This is a genomic window from Klebsiella sp. FDAARGOS_511, assembly GCF_003812845.1.
GTDB lineage: Bacteria > Pseudomonadota > Gammaproteobacteria > Enterobacterales > Enterobacteriaceae > Klebsiella > Klebsiella grimontii.
Genome location: NZ_CP033824.1, coordinates 4,520,450 through 4,537,203, shown reverse-complemented (window position 1 = coordinate 4,537,203; position 16,754 = coordinate 4,520,450). Strand labels below are relative to the sequence as shown.

The window sequence follows — 16,754 nt, the reverse complement described above, 5'->3', positions numbered from 1 at the left end:
TCGGGTCCTCAAGCCACGGCTCCGCTAAAGCTTGAGGATCTCTTTCACGAAAGGAATGGTTAGCTTGCGCTGGGCGGTAATTGAAGCGCGATCGAGCTGATCGAGCGTCATAAACAGCGAACGCATTTCACGATCCAGCCGCTTAAGCAGGAAGCGGCAGACATCTTCCGGCATTTCGAAACCACGCAGCCTCGCGCGCAGTTGAAGCGCCTGGAGCTTGTCTTCATCCGACAGCGGCTGCAGCTTGTAGATTTGCCCCCAGTCAAGACGCGAAGCCAGATCCGGCAGGCCCAGCTTGAGCTGGCGCGGCGGTCGGTCGCCGGTAATCAACAGCCGGGTTTTACCGGACTCGAGAATGCGGTTATAGAGGTCGAAAATCGCCATTTCCCACAGTTCATCGCCCGCCACACACTCAATATTATCGATGCAAACCAGCGAGAGCTGCTCCATTCCATCCAGCACTTCAGGAACGAACCACGTCCGTTTATCCAGAGGAACGTAACCCACCGCATCGCCGCGCTGGGAGAGCTCCGCGCAGGCCGCGTGCAGGAGATGGCTGCGCCCCGCCCCTTCCCGTGACCAGATATAGATGTATCCGCTATGATCCTGCCGCAGCACGTTCTGAAGGGCGGCAAGAAGAGAAGGGTTATCGCCCGGCCAGAAACTCGCGAAAGTTTCATCATCGGGAAGATACAGTGGCAAAGAGAGCTGTGCCGGTGCGTTCAGATGGACCTCAACATAGGCTTGCAGAAAAACGCGGAGAGTTTAGCACAGAAATAGGCAAGGAGAGAACCGGGCGGGATCGCCGCCCGGTATAGGGATCAATGTTTCGCTTCTTCGCTATCCGCAGCGTCGAGGACCACCTCTTCCGGACGCAGCACGCTTATCAGCTTGAAGATCAGGCTCAGACCGATGCCAACAATGGTCGCCAGCGCCATGCCTTTCAGCTCAGCGGCGCCGATATGTACTTTCGCCCCGCTGACGCCGATGATCAGGATAACGGAGGTCAGAATCAGGTTCTGCGCCTTGTTGTAATCGACTTTAGATTCGATCAGCACGCGAATACCCGAAGCGCCGATGACCCCGTACAGCAGCAGCGAGACGCCGCCCATTACCGGCAGCGGGATAATCTGGATCGCCGCCGCCAGCTTGCCGACGCAGGAGAGCAGAATCGCGATGATCGCCGCGCCACCGATAACCCAGGTGCTGTAGACGCGGGTGATCGCCATCACGCCAATGTTCTCGCCGTAGGTAGTGTTTGGCGTTGAGCCAAAGAAGCCGGAGATCACCGTAGACAGGCCGTTGGCAAACATTGAACGATGCAGGCCCGGATCGCGGATCAGATCTTTCTTGACGATATTGGCCGTTACTACCAGATGTCCAACGTGCTCGGCGATCACCACCAGCGCGGCGGGCAGAATGGTGAAAATCGCAAACCATTCAAAGCGCGGGGTGTAAAAGGTCGGCAGCGCAAACCAGTGGGCCTCGGCGATTGGCGTGGTATCGACGACGCCCATCACGAAGGAGAGCGCGTAGCCGACCAGGACGCCGATTAAAATCGGGATAATCGCCAGGAAACCGCGGAACAGCACCGAACCGAAAACCGTCACCGCCAGCGTCACCATCGAAATAATAATGGTTTTGCTGTCCGGCGATTGTCCGTCAGCGGGCAGCAGACCGGCCATATTCGCCGCCACGCCCGCCAGCTCCAGGCCGATAACCGCGACAATCGCGCCCATCGCCGCCGGCGGGAACATCACGTCCAGCCAGCCGGTTCCTGCTTTTTTGACGATAAAGGAGACGATGCAAAACAGCACGCCGCACATGATGAATCCGCCGAGAGCGACTTCGTAACCCAGCGGCAGCAAAAGCAGTACCGGGGAGATAAACGCAAAGCTCGATCCAAGATAAGCCGGGATTTTGCCTTTGCAGATGAAAAGATATAACAGCGTTCCGATGCCGTTAAACAGCAGTACCGTGGCCGGGTTGATATGGAACAGAACGGGCACCAGTACCGTTGCGCCAAACATGGCGAACAGATGTTGCAAACTAAGCGGGATTGTCTGTAAAAGCGGCGGTCTTTCACTCACCCCGATAGCACGGCGCGTCATAGCATTTTCCTCTGAGAGTCGTTTGTTGATTGCTGTTGGTGTGTTTTATTCAAAAAAAAGCCGACTCTCAAAGTCGGCTTTTTCTACTTCATCAATTATTTCGTACCAAAAATCTTATCGCCGGCGTCGCCGAGCCCCGGAATAATGTATCCGTGCTCGTTCAGGCCCTGGTCAATGGACGCGGTGTACAACTCAACGTCCGGATGCGCTTTCTCCAGCGCGGCGATGCCTTCCGGCGCCGCCACCAGAACCAGCACCTTAATGCTGCTGCAGCCCGCTTTTTTCAGCAGGTCGATGGTGGCGATCATTGAACCGCCGGTTGCCAGCATCGGGTCAACCACCAGCGCCATGCGTTCGTCAATATTGGATACCAGCTTCTGGAAGTAAGGAACCGGCTCAAGCGTCTCTTCGTTACGGTAGATGCCCACCACGCTGATGCGTGCGCTAGGTACGTGCTCAAGCACGCCTTCCATCATTCCCAGACCCGCGCGCAGAATCGGCACAACGGTAATTTTCTTGCCTTTGATCTGCTCAATTTCAACCGGGCCGTTCCAGCCTTCAATGGTGACTTTTTCAGTCGCCAGATCGGAAGTTGCTTCATAAGTCAGTAAGCTGCCAACTTCTGAGGCGAGTTCACGGAAGCGTTTGGTGCTGATGTCGTGCTCACGCATCAGGCCCAGCTTGTGTTTGACGAGTGGGTGTTTCACTTCCACGATCTTCATTCTCTTTCTCCTCTGAGGGGCAGCCACAAAAAAAATCGCCGGATTATACCGCCTTTTACCTTTTACGCCATAGCCGATATGTTTGACCGGGATCAACCAAAATGCTTTACGCTGCCTGAGCCAGTATAAGACAAAATAAAAAAACCCCGCGAAGGCGGGGCTGAATGGGGCTTTACGGCAGTTTTATAGCTTTTCGCCGTTGCTGCCGATCACCTGCTGATACCAGGTAAAAGATTTCTTACGGCTACGCGCCAGCGTGCCGTTGCCCTCATTATCTTTATCCACGTAGATAAAGCCGTAGCGTTTTTTCATCTCACCGGTTCCCGCGGAAACCAGATCGATACAGCCCCACGGGGTATAGCCCATCAGGTCGACGCCATCCTCAACTACCGCTTTTTTCATCTCGGCGATATGGGCGGAATGGTAGTCAATACGATACTGATCGTCTACCGATCCGTCCGCTTCGCGCACGTCGATGGCGCCGAAGCCGTTCTCAACGATAAACAGCGGCAGCTGGTAATGGTCCCAGAACCAGTTCAGGGAGTAGCGCAGCCCGACCGGATCAATCTGCCAGCCCCAGTCTGACTTCTGCACGTACGGGTTGGAAACCAGGCTCTTGCTTTCATCATAATCCAGCTGCGGATTATCATCCGTTGCTTTCGTGGCAAACGACATATAGTAGCTAAAGCCGATATAGTCGACGCAGCCCTGAGTCAGCGCTACGCGGTCTTCTTCGGTGATGTCCAGCGCAAAACCGCGACGCTCGAAGTAGTTCAACAGGTGCTGCGGATAACGGCCACGCACGTGAACGTCGGTAAACCAGTAGCGGCGATGCATGGCGTTCATCGCCATCATCATGTCGTTGGGCGCGCAGCTCAGCGGGTAAATCGGACACATGGCGATCATGCAGCCAATCTGCAATGACGGGTTAATTTCGCGGGCGGCTTTAACCGCCAGCGCGCTGGCGACCAGCTCATAGTGCGCCGCCTGAAACATGACCGGCTCGCGGTCCTCACCCGGCAGATATTTCAGTCCGGAGTTGGTGAACGGCGCAAAATCTTCGTGGAAGTTGGCCTGGTTATTGATCTCATTGAAGGTCATCCAGTACTTCACTTTATGCTGGTAGCGGGCAAACACCACCCGGGCAAAGCGGACGAAGAAATCAATCAGTTTACGGTTACGCCAGCCGCCGTACTCCGTCACCAGATGGTACGGCATTTCGAAGTGGGAGAGCGTAATTACCGGCTCAATACCGTGCTTCAGGCACTCATCGAACAGGTCGTCGTAAAACTGCAGCCCGGCTTCGTTAGGTTCTTGCTCATCGCCCAGCGGGAAGATGCGCGTCCAGGCAATGGAGGTGCGGAAGCATTTGAAGCCCATTTCGGCAAACAGCTTAATGTCGTCTTTATAGCGATGATAAAAATCAATCGCTTCGTGGTTGGGGTAGTTTTTCCCCGGCTGCACGCCATCGGTGATTTCGCGCGGTACGCCGTGCGCGCCTGCGGTCATCACGTCGGCGACGCTCACCCCTTTACCGCCCTCTTTCCAGCCGCCTTCCAGCTGATGCGCCGCCACCGCGCCGCCCCACAGAAAACCTTCTTTAAATCCGGACATGTTCTCTCCCTATGCGCAGTCGCCGCTATGCGACCGGTATTGCTGATTGAAATGGTAAACCGCGCCTACCAGCCCGGCATCGTTGCCGTGGCTAACGGTGTCGATATATTCCGCAATGCCAAACCAGGCCAGATGTTCTCGCAGCAGCGACAGAAAACCCGGCCGTTCCACAATCCCGCCGCCGATCAAAATCGTTTGCGGATCGAATAAGTTGACGAGGTTATATAGCCCGGTGCCCAGGCCGTTAAAGAATTCCGCGACCAGACGTCGACAGGTGGCGTCGCCCGCATCGTAGCGGTCAAAAATCTCTTCGCCGGTCACCTCTTCCAGCGCCTTACCGATATGCTCAGCGTAGCGATGGCGCAGCACGCGCAGCGTGCAGTTTTCATTCATCGAATAGCGCCGTACATCGCGGGTACCCGGACGCGCGGTTTGCATATAGCCGAACTCCCCGGCGCGGAAACGCGCGCCGTGGACCAGTTGGTTATTACAGAAAATAGCCCCGCCGATGCCGGTACCGATGGTCAGGACCAGAAAGTTGCTCATATCGGCAGCTTTACCCCGCCAGCGCTCGGCCAGCAGCACGCAGTTAGCATCGTTCTCAATGGCCACGGGCAGGCGCAGCTGCTGCTCAAGCCAGCTCTTGATGGCGAAGTTATCGAATTTACGGATGGCGCCGCCCATTTCGATAAAGCCGGTATGCGGGTTAACGTAGCCGGGCGCGCTGATGGCCACCCCTTCGCACGCCGGATGCGCGGCGATCCACGCCAGCATTGCCTGCAGGATCTGGTCGCCGTCGCTGTCGATGATGGCCTGCTTTCCTTTCTCCAGCAGCGTGCCTTCGCGCGTCATTACCCCCATTTTTAACGCCGTGCCACCGATATCAAATGCGGCAATTTTCATCCTCAGCTTTCCTCCAGAATCCATCAAATTCGCGGTTTCTCTCTGCTTGCAGCACAAAAGAAACCGGTTTCATTGGCATGATGATTATTCCCAGCAACGCTGGCAAGCAGAAGAATGTACCCGGTTTCATTTTCGTGAACAGTATCAAATTTGCGCACTTAACGGCCGTTTAACGTCGACTGCAAAGCAGGCTCGCAAACGTTTGCTATCCCTGTTAGAATTGCGCCGTTTTTTATTGCTACCGCAAACGCGTGGAGACTTCGCAGTGACCGATAAAACCTCTCTCAGCTATAAAGATGCCGGCGTGGATATTGATGCAGGCAACGCTCTCGTCGACCGTATTAAGGGCGTGGTGAAGAAAACCCGCCGCCCGGAAGTGATGGGTGGACTGGGCGGATTCGGCGCGCTGTGCGCGCTGCCGCAGAAATATCGCGAACCGGTTCTGGTCTCCGGCACCGACGGCGTCGGCACCAAGCTGCGTCTGGCGATGGACCTGAAGCGTCACGACACTATCGGTATCGACCTGGTCGCTATGTGCGTAAACGACCTCGTGGTTCAGGGCGCAGAGCCGCTGTTCTTCCTTGATTACTACGCGACCGGCAAACTGGATGTCGATACTGCGGCGAGCGTAATCAGCGGCATTGCCGAAGGTTGCCTGCAGTCAGGCTGCGCGCTGGTGGGCGGCGAGACGGCGGAAATGCCGGGCATGTACCACGGCGAAGATTATGACGTGGCCGGTTTCTGCGTTGGGGTGGTAGAAAAATCAGAAATTATCGACGGTAGCAAAGTGGCCGATGGCGACGTGCTGGTGGCGCTGGCTTCCAGCGGCCCGCACTCTAACGGCTACTCTTTGGTGCGCAAAATTATCGAAGTCAGCGGCGTTGACCCGCAAACCACCGATCTCAACGGTAAGCCGCTGGCCGACCATCTGCTGGCGCCGACCCGAATTTATGTGAAATCCGTACTCGACCTGATTGCCAACGTCGACGTGCACGCCATCGCCCACCTGACCGGCGGCGGCTTCTGGGAAAACATTCCGCGCGTGCTGCCGGACAACACTCAGGCAGTCATCGATGAATCCTCCTGGCAGTGGCCGGACGTATTCAACTGGCTGCAAACCGCCGGTAACGTCAGCAGCCACGAAATGTATCGCACCTTTAACTGCGGCGTCGGCATGGTTATCGCGCTGCCGGCGGAAGCAGCGGATAAAGCCATTGCCTTCCTGAACGACAAAGGTGAAAGCGCATGGAAAATAGGGTATATCAAAGCCTCTGATTCCGAACAGCGTGTGGTTATTGAATGAAAAACATCGTGGTGCTGATTTCCGGTAACGGTAGCAACCTGCAGGCGATTATTGACGCCTGCGCCCGGAATAAAATCAACGGCACCCTGCGTGCAGTTTTCAGCAACAAGGCCGACGCATTCGGCCTTGAGCGCGCCCGCGCAGCCAATATTCCGGCTCACGCTCTCGCCGCCAGCCAGTTTGCCAACCGGGAAGCTTTCGACCGCGAGCTGATGCACGAGATCGACGCTTACGCGCCGGATCTGGTGGTTCTCGCCGGCTACATGCGGATTCTTAGCCCGGCGTTTGTCGCCCACTATCAGGGGCGTATGCTGAATATCCACCCTTCCCTGCTGCCAAAATATCCGGGGCTGCACACCCATCGCCAGGCGCTGGAAAATGGCGATGAGGAGCACGGGACGTCGGTGCATTTTGTGACCGATGAGCTGGACGGAGGCCCGGTGGTTCTGCAGGCTAAGGTACCGGTGTTCGCTGAAGATACCGAAGACGACATTACCGCCCGAGTACAAGCTCAGGAACACGATATCTATCCCCTGGCAATCAGCTGGTTTGTCGATGGCCGCCTGCGCGCGGAAGGAAACGAAGCCTGGCTTGATGAAATAAAGCTACCGCCGCAAGGCTACGCCGCCGAAGAGTAACCCATCGCCCTGCGTTTTATCCACGCGGGGCTTTTTTTTGATTAAAATCGTTTAACAATCAATCATATTGAAGAAATAGTTCTTCTTACTGTCATATAGTTGTGACAGAGTGAATCGCTATGCGGAAAATTTCGTCATAATAGTCTATGTCCTGTGAGTAAAACGGAGTGTGAGCTGTAATGGGCCAGGAAAAGCTATACATCGAAAAAGAACTCAGTTGGTTGTCCTTTAACGAACGCGTACTTCAGGAAGCGGCGGACAAAAGCAATCCGCTGATCGAGCGCATGCGCTTTTTGGGGATTTACTCCAATAACCTCGATGAATTTTATAAAGTGCGGTTCGCCGAGCTTAAGCGCCGCATCATCATTAGCGAAGAACAAGGCAGTACCGCCCACTCACGTCACCTGCTAGGCAAAATCCAGGCTCGCGTGCTCAAGGCCGATCAGGAGTTTGACGGTTTATACAACGAGCTGCTGCTGGAAATGGCGCGTAACCAGATTTTCCTGATCAACGAACGCCAGCTCTCCGTCAACCAGCAGTCCTGGCTGCGTAACTACTTCAAGCTGTATCTTCGTCAGCACATCACGCCAATCCTGATTAACCGCGAAACGGATTTAGTGCAGTTTCTGAAGGATGATTACACCTACCTGGCCGTCGAAATTATCCGCGGAGATACCATTAATTACGCGCTGCTTGAGATTCCGTCTGACAAGGTGCCGCGTTTTGTTAACCTGCCGCCGGAAGCGCCTCGCCGCCGCAAGCCGATGATTTTACTAGATAACATCCTGCGCTACTGCCTGGATGATATCTTCAAGGGCTTTTTCGATTACGACGCGCTGAACGCCTACTCGATGAAAATGACCCGTGACGCCGAATACGATCTGGTGCACGAGATGGAATCGAGCCTGATGGAGCTGATGTCCTCCAGCCTGAAACAGCGTCTGACCGCCGAGCCGGTGCGCTTCGTTTATCAGCGCGATATGCCCGACGCAATGGTCGAAATGCTGCGCGATAAGCTCTCCATCTCCAACTACGATTCGATGCTGCCGGGCGGTCGTTACCACAACTTTAAAGACTTTATCGGCTTCCCCAACGTGGGCAAAGCGAATCTGGTCAACAAACCGATGCCGCGTCTGCGTCATCTGTGGTTCGATAAATTCCGCAACGGCTTTGACGCAATCCGCGAACGCGACGTGCTGCTTTACTACCCGTACCATACGTTCGAACACGTCCTTGAGCTGCTGCGCCAGGCCTCTTTCGACCCAAGCGTGCTGGCTATCAAAATCAACATCTACCGCGTCGCGAAAGATTCACGGATTATCGATTCGATGATTCATGCCGCCCACAACGGTAAGAAAGTGACGGTGGTCGTTGAGCTGCAGGCGCGTTTCGATGAAGAAGCCAATATTCATTGGGCTAAGCGCCTGACCGAAGCCGGTGTGCACGTTATCTTCTCCGCGCCGGGCCTCAAGATCCACGCCAAGCTGTTCCTGGTTTCGCGAAAAGAGGGCGATGAAGTCGTGCGCTATGCGCATATCGGCACCGGCAACTTCAACGAAAAAACCGCGCGGCTTTATACCGACTACTCGCTGCTGACCGCCGATGCGCGCATCACCAATGAAGTCCGCCGGGTATTTAACTTTATTGAAAACCCCTACCGCCCGGTCAGCTTCGATTATCTGCTAGTGTCGCCGCAAAACTCACGTCGTCTGCTTTATGAGATGATCGATCGTGAAATCGCCAACGCGCAAAATGGTCAGCCGTCGGGCATCATGCTGAAGCTGAACAACCTGGTCGATAAAGGTCTGGTAGACCGTCTCTACGCCGCTTCAAGCTCCGGCGTGCCGGTTAATTTGCTTATTCGTGGTATGTGTTCGCTGATCCCCGGTCTGGAAGGAATCAGCGAAAATATTCGCGTGACCAGCATTGTTGACCGTTTCCTTGAGCATGACCGCGTTTATTGCTTTGAAAACGGCGGCGATAAACAGGTTTGGCTATCGTCCGCGGACTGGATGACGCGCAATATTGACTATCGTATCGAAGTGGCCGCGCCGCTGCTGGATCCGCGCCTGAAGCAGCGGGTGCTGGATATTTTCGATCTCCTCTTCAACGATACAGTGAAAGCGCGCTATCTTGATAAAGAACTGAGCAATCGCTACGTGCCGCGCGGCAATCGCCGCAAAGTCCGTGCACAGATGGCGATATACGACTACCTCAAATCACTTGAACAGCCCGACTAACCTATGCCAATAAACGAAAATGCCCCTCGGCCGCAGGAGTTCGCTGCGGTCGACCTCGGTTCGAACAGTTTTCATATGGTGATCGCCCGTGTCGTTGACGGGGCTATGCAGATCATCGGTCGTCTGAAACAGCGGGTACATCTGGCCGACGGTCTGGATGAAAACTCTGTACTGAGCGAAGAGGCTATGACGCGCGGGCTGAACTGCCTGTCGCTGTTCGCCGAGCGCCTGCAGGGTTTTGACCCGTCAAGCGTCTGCATCGTCGGCACGCACACGCTGCGCCAGGCGACAAACGCCGCAGAGTTCCTTAAGCGCGCGGAGCAGGTCATCCCCTACCCCATTGAAATCATCCCCGGCAACGAGGAAGCGCGTCTGATTTTTATGGGCGTGGAGCATACGCAGCCGGAGCGAGGGCGTAAGCTGGTCATCGATATCGGCGGCGGCTCTACCGAACTGGTGATCGGCGAGGATTTCGAGCCTCGTCTGGTGGAAAGCCGCCGTATGGGCTGCGTGAGCTTCTCTCAGGCCTACTTTGCTGGCGGCGTCATCAACAAAGAGAATTTCCAGCGCGCGCGTCTGTCGGCCGTGCAAAAGCTGGAAACCCTGGCCTGGCAGTTCCGCATCCAGGGGTGGAACGTCGCCCTCGGCGCATCGGGCACCATTAAAGCCGCTCACGAAGTGCTGGTGGCCATGGGTGAGAAAGACGGCTTTATCACCCCAGAGCGCCTTGAGATGCTGGTCGAAGAACTACTGAAGTATAAAAACTTCGACTCGCTGAGCCTGCCTGGACTCTCGGAAGATCGTAAAGCCGTTTTTGCTCCCGGCCTGGCGATTCTTTGCGGGGTGTTTGACGCGCTGGCGATTAAAGAGCTGCGCTTATCCGACGGCGCGCTGCGCGAAGGCGTACTGTACGAGATGGAAGGACGTTTCCGTCACCAGGATATCCGTAGCCGCACCGCACAAAGTCTGGCGAACCAGTACAATATCGACCGCGAGCAGGCGCGTCGGGTACTGGAGACCACCACGCATATTTTTGAGCAATGGCAGGAGCAGAATCCCAAGCTTGCGAACCCTCATCTGGCGGCGCTGCTGAAATGGGCGACCATGCTGCATGAAGTCGGCTTAAATATTAACCACAGCGGCATGCACCGCCATTCGGCTTACATCCTGCAAAACAGCGATCTGCCGGGCTTTAATCAGGAACAGCAGATGCTGATGGCCACCTTAGTTCGCTATCACCGTAAAGCGATTAAGCTGGATGATTTACCGCGTTTTACGCTGTTTAAGAAAAAGCAGTTTCTGCCGTTAATACAGCTGCTGCGCCTTGGGGTGCTGCTGAATAACCAGCGACAGGCGACGACCACACCGCCAACCCTTACGCTGAAAACCGAGGCGAACCACTGGACGCTGACCTTCCCGCATGACTGGTTTAGCCAGAATGCGCTGGTATTGCTCGATCTGGAAAAAGAGCAGGAGTACTGGGAAGGCGTACCTGACTGGTGGCTGAAAATCAGCGAAGAAGAGAAGCCTGACGCGGCAAGCTAGCTTCACTCATATGGGCCGGAAAATCCGGCCCATTCGCTTATTCATCCTCAACCAACGCCTCAAGCGGGGCCGGCTTGCCGATATCATAGCCCTGCATATAATCGATCCCCAGTGAAACCACGGCCTGACGAATCTCTGGCGTTTCGACATATTCAGCCACCACCTGCATATTTTTCATCCTCGCCAGAAGGCAAATAGAGGCAACGGCCTGATAGTCCAGACTGCTGGTCACCAGATTACGAATAAAACTGCCGTCAATTTTCAGCAAATCCGCATTCAGCGTTTTCAGCCGCGCATAGCTGGCATAGCCGGTGCCAAAATCATCAATCGCGACCCGACAGCCCAGGTCCTGAAGCTGCGCCAGGGTTTTCCGTGCCTGCTCGGGATTGGTAAGCGAATGGTTCTCCGTCAGCTCAAAAATAATCTGCCAGGGTTCGATGTCATAATGCTCCAGCAGCGTTTTTACCTGCTGATGGAAATGGCTGTTACTCACAGAAAAAGGTGAAATATTTATCGCCAGACGCATTCCAGGAAGCTTTTTGCGCCGCTTGTCCATAAAGATCAGCGTATGTTCGAGGACCCAACTGTCGATGCGCGCCGACAGTCCAAACTCGTGCGCCACCGGTAAGAAGACATCAGGCATGATGATTTCATCGTTGTCATTCAGCATTCTCAGCAGAACTTCATGATAGCTATCCCCCCGGATGCCGACTATCTGTTGTGCCATCAGAATAAAGCGATCGTGCTCCAGCGCCTTTACCAGCTGATTCATTATCGTGACTTTGTCTTTCAGCTCCTGCTGCGTATTAATGGCGCCACGGCGCTGTAAATTTTCAGGACTTCCGGTCGCCAGCGAAAGGTCAGCCACGCCGCTGAGTTCTCCAAGCAGTAAATGCAGATGCGTCACCGGAGAGCGAACGTTACAATAGCTGAGTCCCACGGGCGGCTGCAGCGGCATACCATTCCAGACAAAGCGAAACTTTTTGAGGTGGTCAAACAGCAGGGGGATTCGCTGCTGATGGTCTTCACTGTGCAGATGGATAACCAGCTCGTGCCCGGCCATCTGATAGATATCCTCACCAGGCTGCAATAGCTCGCTGAGCGACTCGGCCAGCAGTTGTTTGTACTGAATACGCAACAGAACGCCGTAATGGCGGCCCAATATTTCCAGCTCGGGAATGCGTAAGAAGCACACCACTGACCAGGAGAATTTATTTAACGCCCGACTTAGCGCCCGGATATTGGGCAAGCGTACAACCGGATCCATAAAGGCCATCCTGTGCATGCGCGCATAAAAAATTCTCTGCTGCGTCGCCAGCATCGCCATATAGGCGATAATAAATGAAAACACCAGATAGCTTGAGGAGATAATAGCTAGCTGATTACTGTAAATCGGTGAATGCGGGAGATATTGATAATGAAAGTGGATAATAACAATCAATATAGGGGACCAAACCAATGAAATGAAGCGATAGCCAAAACGCATCGCCCCCCACAGCATCACGGGCATAACCAAGGACAAGGTATAATTCGTGCTAAAAATAGTGCTCGTACTATTCAACGGCATTAATAGCAGCACCAATAAAAAGATCAGCACTGCCACCCATAAAATAAATTCTAAGCGCTTTATTCTTGGATCGATCTGCAGGCGAATCTGAGAAACAAAACCCCGAATATAGAGCGGGTTGCGGATAATTCGAATCAGAAAGTAGCATAGCGGCACGCCGGTTAAACATCCGGCCATCAGGGCCTGAAAGGTGATAAGCGAACGCAAACTTAAGGGGTTGACCCCAATCAAACCGGTTGCGCGCGGATGGATCCCCAAATACTCGGCGAGTTGGGAAAGGATAAGAAAGATCAGCGATGGTAGCAGCATCTGCCAGAATAAACGTTGAGGCATCAGTCGCACATTACCGTGCGAGATTTGCTGCCTGCGCGGGACAAAAACGCGATACCCGCCCCAGCAAAGAACCGTCGGAATAAGAAAATGAAAAATCACGCCGATGGAATCTTCCAGCGTCATGCCGCGCGTAATGGTAAGTAACAAACCGAGAACGATGCCCGGCAAAGCGGCCCAGCCGAAAAACAGCATCAGGCTCAGTACTAACGCCAGGGGTAAATAGTAAAGATAAACTTCATTACCATTGAGTAATGCATCGGTGTTAGCCCATCTTGCCAGAGGGAGTAAAAGAATGGGCAAGATCAGCGGCAACGCCCACCATTTATCTCGATATTGTCTGTATAGTTTAATTATTTTCATAGATGCTCTACGGATAACCCTAAATCCTGCAGGGTATATTCAGGCAGGCATCCAACCAACCATCATAATCGCGCAAGGAATAACAACGCGTAACTTGCTGATGATTTTAGATGTCGAAAAAAATAGACGATTGATATAAATCAAGAAATCTCGAGGCTAATATTAATAATGCTTTTTTTTTAACATCAATCTGCGATAAGCAGAAAGCATGTAAATACGAGGATTATCTTATATAACATTTATTAATGTTTTAGCCTTGGGATTTTTACATTCTCATCAATTGACCCTTCCGCTTTACTGTGCCTTAATACGCACATCGCCCATCCTTTGGGTATACTTTAAGGAACCTTTTGTGAGTCAGGCACCCAGTATGCGTAAACGACATCGATTTAACCGTCGCATGACCCGTATCGTACTGCTTATCAGCTTTATCTTCTTCTTTGGACGCTTTGTCTACTCCTCCATCGGCGCCTGGTATCATCATCAGGATAAGAAGCAGTCGCAGCAATCCACCATTACTGTTGAACCTGCCGACTCGCTGAAAACGCCCGTACAAAAATAAGCGCTGCGTACCGCGTTCAGCAACCGATTTGAGGTAGCAAACGCAGCAATTCAGCAATGCCTTTGCTGATGATTTTATCCTGGCGCATAACGACGCCTAGCTGACGATACAGCAGCGGAGTCAACGATTGCACCTTCAGGCCGATGCTATCCTGCGGATGCTCTACCGCCATACGCGGCACAATGCTGTATCCCAGTCCCGCGCGCACCATGCGCTTAATCGCCTCAATGCTGCCTAACTGCATGACGGGCACGACCATTAGTCCATTATGGCGAAACCAGCCGTCAATCAGATCCCGGGTTCCGCTACCCGCTTCAAAAGCAATTAGCGGCAATGATTGCAGAATCTCTGGCGTCAGCGGCGAGGACAGCTCGTCTTGCCCATCGCTGAAGATACAGACAAACTCTTCATTTAATACCGGCGTTACCGCCAGGCTGCGTCCGTTCGCCGGTAGCGTACAAAGCCCAAGATCGAGCCGATTCTCTTCGATAGCCCGAACGACCTCCAGCGTATTGCCAACCGTGACCCTGACCGTCAGCAGAGGATGATCCTGATGCAGCTTCTGCAACAGCGGAGGTAATAGATGGATACAGGCGGTTGCCCCGGTACCCAACGTCACCGAACCGCTAATTTCACGGTTGAATTCGCTAACCGATTGCACCGCCGCGCTCACCGTCTGCTCAATCCGATCGCTATGCGCCAGCAAAGCGATTCCCGCCGCCGTCGCCTTAATGCCTCGCCCGGTGCGCTCAAGCAGTCTGGTCTGCAGAAATTGTTCCAGCTGACGTACCTGCAGGCTTACCGCGGGCTGCGACAACCCCAGCAGGTCAGCTGCGGCTGAGAAGCTTCCGCGCTGTACCACCAGGCGGAACGTCGCCAGATTTCCCAGATTGAGCGTCGTCATCACAAAGTTTCTCTTATAAGGGTCATAAATGGACCGGCCTGCCTCCACAATAGCGTGCAGGGTATGCTGCCGACAACAGCGTAACAAAATGGACGATCATGAAAACACCTGCAAAATCACTCTCCGCGCCGGGCTTTGTCACCCTTGCCGCCGGGTGCAACCAGTTGATTAACTGGGGAATATCGTTTTATATGCCCGGCACTTTCGCCAGAGCTATCGCCCAAGAGACCGGCTGGGCCGCAACGGAAATCTACTTCGGCCTGACTATCGCCATGCTCATGATGGCAATGCTCTCCCCATTTGTCGCCCGGCTACTGGCCCACTTTGGCGGCCAACGGATAGTGGTCACAGGTACGCTGATGATTTCAGCAGGCTGCCTGATCATGGCTTACGTCCATAGCCTGTCGGCCTGGTTCGCCGCATGGGCCCTGACCGGGTTCGGCATGCGCCTGGCGCTCTATGACGCGCTGTTTGCCGCGCTGGTCAATATCTATGGGCAAAGCGCCAGACTCATCATCTCGCGCGTGACGCTGGCCGGAGGGCTGGCTTCGGCTCTGTTCTGGCCGCTCGGCGCAGGGTTGCTGACGCAGATGGACTGGCGGCATGCGCTGCTGATCTATGCCCTGTTCGGCCTGCTTAGCGCTATGCTGCTGTGGAAAATGCCAAATAATAAATTGCCGCCACCCCAGCTGGCGATTAAACGCCAGCGGCTATCTGGCCGCGATAAGCGCTCCGCCCTGCTCTACGCGTCGCTGATTGCGCTGGTGACCTTCGTTTCCAACGGTACCTCGACGCATCTTCCGGAGTTTATCGCCAGCGTTGGGCTGCCTGTCGCAGTGGGAATGCTGTGGGGGATTGGGCAAACCGGCGCGCGCTTTCTCGAAGTCGCGTCCGGTTCCGCCCTTACGCCGTTAAGGCTAACGATATTGACCACCCTGGCGATGCCGCTCTGCTTTGCGCTCGGTCTGAGCGGGTCATATCTCTCCTGGGCGGCTGGTGGATTTGTTCTGGGTTACGGCGCGATCAACGGCCTGACGACCGTATTTAAAGCCACCCTGCCGCTGCAGCTTTTCGCCACGGAGGATTATGCCCGGCGAACCGGCATTTTGTTGATTCCCGCGCAGCTGCTGGCCGCCGCCTCGCCGTTTGCCTACGCGTGGCTGAATCATCATCTTGGGATGAGAGGCAGTTTAGCGATTTCCGCCGCGCTGGCGCTGGTGGTTTTCGGCCTGGCGATGTCAATTGCATGGTATCAACGTGAGAGTTCGCCCGCGGCGATTGAAGAACGGGGCTGACAGTATGACCCCTGTGACTTTTGATTTCTCGGTAAGACAAACCGTATTTATCGTCTCAGGGAATGCCGTAATCCGGCGATATTGTTATGAAAAATGCCATTAATGACGTCAATCACTAATGGCATTATTTTTTATTCAATTAACGCAAAGAATACAATTTATTCCCACTCAATTATCAATAGCCCCGCACAGACCAGTAAATCCGAAGCCTACAAGGCACGAAAAACTTTAAAACCATGACAAATACCATAAAGGATCAACATCACTTTTGAGAGCCTGTCTGAACTGCCAACAGCGCTTGACGCTGCATCCAGTCTCTACGTAGTACGGCTGTGAGGACTGGGTATTGCATCTCACAAAACTTGACGACCTTGATCCGCTCGTCTCGGAATACCCTAAAGTCTTCACGCATTTCACACCATGCGATCACCACTTGCGCTCCTGTGACATAAGCCCATCATGAACGGCCAGACGGTACGCTGCGTCTCGATACCGTTTCTATCCTGGTAAACGATAACGATCTTGCGACTTTCACGGCACCAGTACCTAAGCCGCTGGTAATCAATATTGCTGCGGTATGCTTGGTGGCAGGGCAAAGTAACGACAGCAGGGTCATCGACTAAGCACTTTAAATCTTGCGATATTACGACTGCTACC

13 protein-coding genes are annotated in these 16,754 nt (G+C 54.1%); 6 read left to right on the top strand and 7 right to left on the bottom strand.

Annotated elements, in window-relative coordinates; all coding sequences use genetic code 11:
• Positions 1 to 24 precede the first annotated feature (24 nt).
• The 5 genes from EGY08_RS22930 to bglK all read right to left on the bottom strand — a co-directional run bounded on the left by EGY08_RS22930 (position 25) and on the right by bglK (position 5,350).
• Positions 25 to 726 carry a DnaA inactivator Hda gene (locus EGY08_RS22930; protein WP_211811628.1) on the bottom strand — a complete coding sequence of 234 codons (702 nt, stop codon included), beginning with the start codon at positions 724 to 726 and terminating at the stop codon, positions 25 to 27.
• A 95-nt stretch (positions 727 to 821) separates the two neighbouring features.
• Entirely contained in the window at positions 822 to 2,111 is a 1,290-nt protein-coding gene (gene uraA / locus EGY08_RS22925) for a uracil permease (protein ID WP_004123491.1), read from the bottom strand.
• Between the two features lie 95 nt (positions 2,112 to 2,206).
• Entirely contained in the window at positions 2,207 to 2,833 is a 627-nt protein-coding gene (gene upp, locus EGY08_RS22920; protein ID WP_004123492.1) for a uracil phosphoribosyltransferase, read from the bottom strand.
• Positions 2,834 to 3,016: 183 nt separating this feature from the next.
• The gene (locus EGY08_RS22915) at positions 3,017 to 4,447 is read right to left on the bottom strand and encodes a 6-phospho-beta-glucosidase (RefSeq protein ID WP_123828960.1); all 1,431 of its coding nucleotides are present in this window, start codon (positions 4,445 to 4,447) and stop codon (positions 3,017 to 3,019) included.
• A 9-nt stretch (positions 4,448 to 4,456) separates the two neighbouring features.
• The gene (gene bglK / locus EGY08_RS22910) at positions 4,457 to 5,350 is read right to left on the bottom strand and encodes a beta-glucoside kinase BglK (protein ID WP_049114486.1); all 894 of its coding nucleotides are present in this window, start codon (positions 5,348 to 5,350) and stop codon (positions 4,457 to 4,459) included.
• A 265-nt stretch (positions 5,351 to 5,615) separates the two neighbouring features.
• On the opposite strand from bglK, the gene purM reads away from it, so the two are divergent.
• The 4 genes from purM to ppx all read left to right on the top strand — a co-directional run bounded on the left by purM (position 5,616) and on the right by ppx (position 11,076).
• Positions 5,616 to 6,653, top strand: coding sequence for a phosphoribosylformylglycinamidine cyclo-ligase (gene purM, locus EGY08_RS22905; protein WP_049114485.1), 1,038 nt, complete (start codon positions 5,616 to 5,618; stop codon positions 6,651 to 6,653).
• A complete protein-coding gene (purN, locus tag EGY08_RS22900) occupies positions 6,650 to 7,291 on the top strand; it encodes a phosphoribosylglycinamide formyltransferase (protein ID WP_123828958.1) in 642 nt (213 codons plus the stop codon). Before purM ends, purN begins: the two co-directional genes overlap by 4 nt.
• A 179-nt stretch (positions 7,292 to 7,470) precedes the next feature.
• Positions 7,471 to 9,531 (top strand): polyphosphate kinase 1, encoded by a 2,061-nt coding sequence (gene ppk1, locus EGY08_RS22895; protein WP_004123499.1) that lies wholly within the window; start codon positions 7,471 to 7,473, stop codon positions 9,529 to 9,531.
• A gap of 3 nt (positions 9,532 to 9,534) precedes the next feature.
• Complete coding sequence (gene ppx, locus EGY08_RS22890; RefSeq protein WP_004123501.1) at positions 9,535 to 11,076, top strand: exopolyphosphatase; 1,542 nt, start codon at positions 9,535 to 9,537, stop codon at positions 11,074 to 11,076.
• A gap of 37 nt (positions 11,077 to 11,113) precedes the next feature.
• Here the strand turns inward: ppx and EGY08_RS22885 are convergent, their stop codons facing one another.
• Positions 11,114 to 13,336, bottom strand: coding sequence for an EAL domain-containing protein (locus EGY08_RS22885; protein ID WP_004123503.1), 2,223 nt, complete (start codon positions 13,334 to 13,336; stop codon positions 11,114 to 11,116).
• Between the two features lie 370 nt (positions 13,337 to 13,706).
• Between EGY08_RS22885 and EGY08_RS22880 the strand changes: the two genes are divergently transcribed.
• On the top strand, positions 13,707 to 13,898 hold the full coding sequence (locus EGY08_RS22880; protein WP_004123505.1) for a YfgG family protein: 192 nt from the start codon (positions 13,707 to 13,709) through the stop codon (positions 13,896 to 13,898).
• 16 nt (positions 13,899 to 13,914) lie between these two features.
• Here the strand turns inward: EGY08_RS22880 and EGY08_RS22875 are convergent, their stop codons facing one another.
• Positions 13,915 to 14,802 (bottom strand): LysR family transcriptional regulator, encoded by an 888-nt coding sequence (locus EGY08_RS22875; protein WP_004123509.1) that lies wholly within the window; start codon positions 14,800 to 14,802, stop codon positions 13,915 to 13,917.
• A gap of 98 nt (positions 14,803 to 14,900) precedes the next feature.
• Here EGY08_RS22875 and EGY08_RS22870 point away from each other — a divergent pair, with 98 nt between their 5' ends.
• Complete coding sequence (locus EGY08_RS22870) at positions 14,901 to 16,097, top strand: MFS transporter (RefSeq protein WP_087828495.1); 1,197 nt, start codon at positions 14,901 to 14,903, stop codon at positions 16,095 to 16,097.
• The last annotated feature ends 657 nt before the right edge of the window (positions 16,098 to 16,754 follow it).

Bases quoted from the DNA above. Each gene is read 5' to 3' on its own strand.
- EGY08_RS22880 (WP_004123505.1), top strand. From the start codon at position 13,707: ATGCGTAAACGACATCGATTTAACCGTCGCATGACCCGTATCGTACTG.
- purN (WP_123828958.1), top strand. From the start codon at position 6,650: ATGAAAAACATCGTGGTGCTGATTTCCGGTAACGGTAGCAACCTGCAG.
- EGY08_RS22915 (WP_123828960.1), bottom strand. From the start codon at position 4,447: ATGTCCGGATTTAAAGAAGGTTTTCTGTGGGGCGGCGCGGTGGCGGCG.
- ppx (WP_004123501.1), top strand. From the start codon at position 9,535: ATGCCAATAAACGAAAATGCCCCTCGGCCGCAGGAGTTCGCTGCGGTC.
- bglK (WP_049114486.1), bottom strand. From the start codon at position 5,350: ATGAAAATTGCCGCATTTGATATCGGTGGCACGGCGTTAAAAATGGGG.
- ppk1 (WP_004123499.1), top strand. From the start codon at position 7,471: ATGGGCCAGGAAAAGCTATACATCGAAAAAGAACTCAGTTGGTTGTCC.
- EGY08_RS22875 (WP_004123509.1), bottom strand. From the start codon at position 14,802: ATGACGACGCTCAATCTGGGAAATCTGGCGACGTTCCGCCTGGTGGTA.
- uraA (WP_004123491.1), bottom strand. From the start codon at position 2,111: ATGACGCGCCGTGCTATCGGGGTGAGTGAAAGACCGCCGCTTTTACAG.
- EGY08_RS22885 (WP_004123503.1), bottom strand. From the start codon at position 13,336: ATGAAAATAATTAAACTATACAGACAATATCGAGATAAATGGTGGGCG.
- EGY08_RS22870 (WP_087828495.1), top strand. From the start codon at position 14,901: ATGAAAACACCTGCAAAATCACTCTCCGCGCCGGGCTTTGTCACCCTT.
- upp (WP_004123492.1), bottom strand. From the start codon at position 2,833: ATGAAGATCGTGGAAGTGAAACACCCACTCGTCAAACACAAGCTGGGC.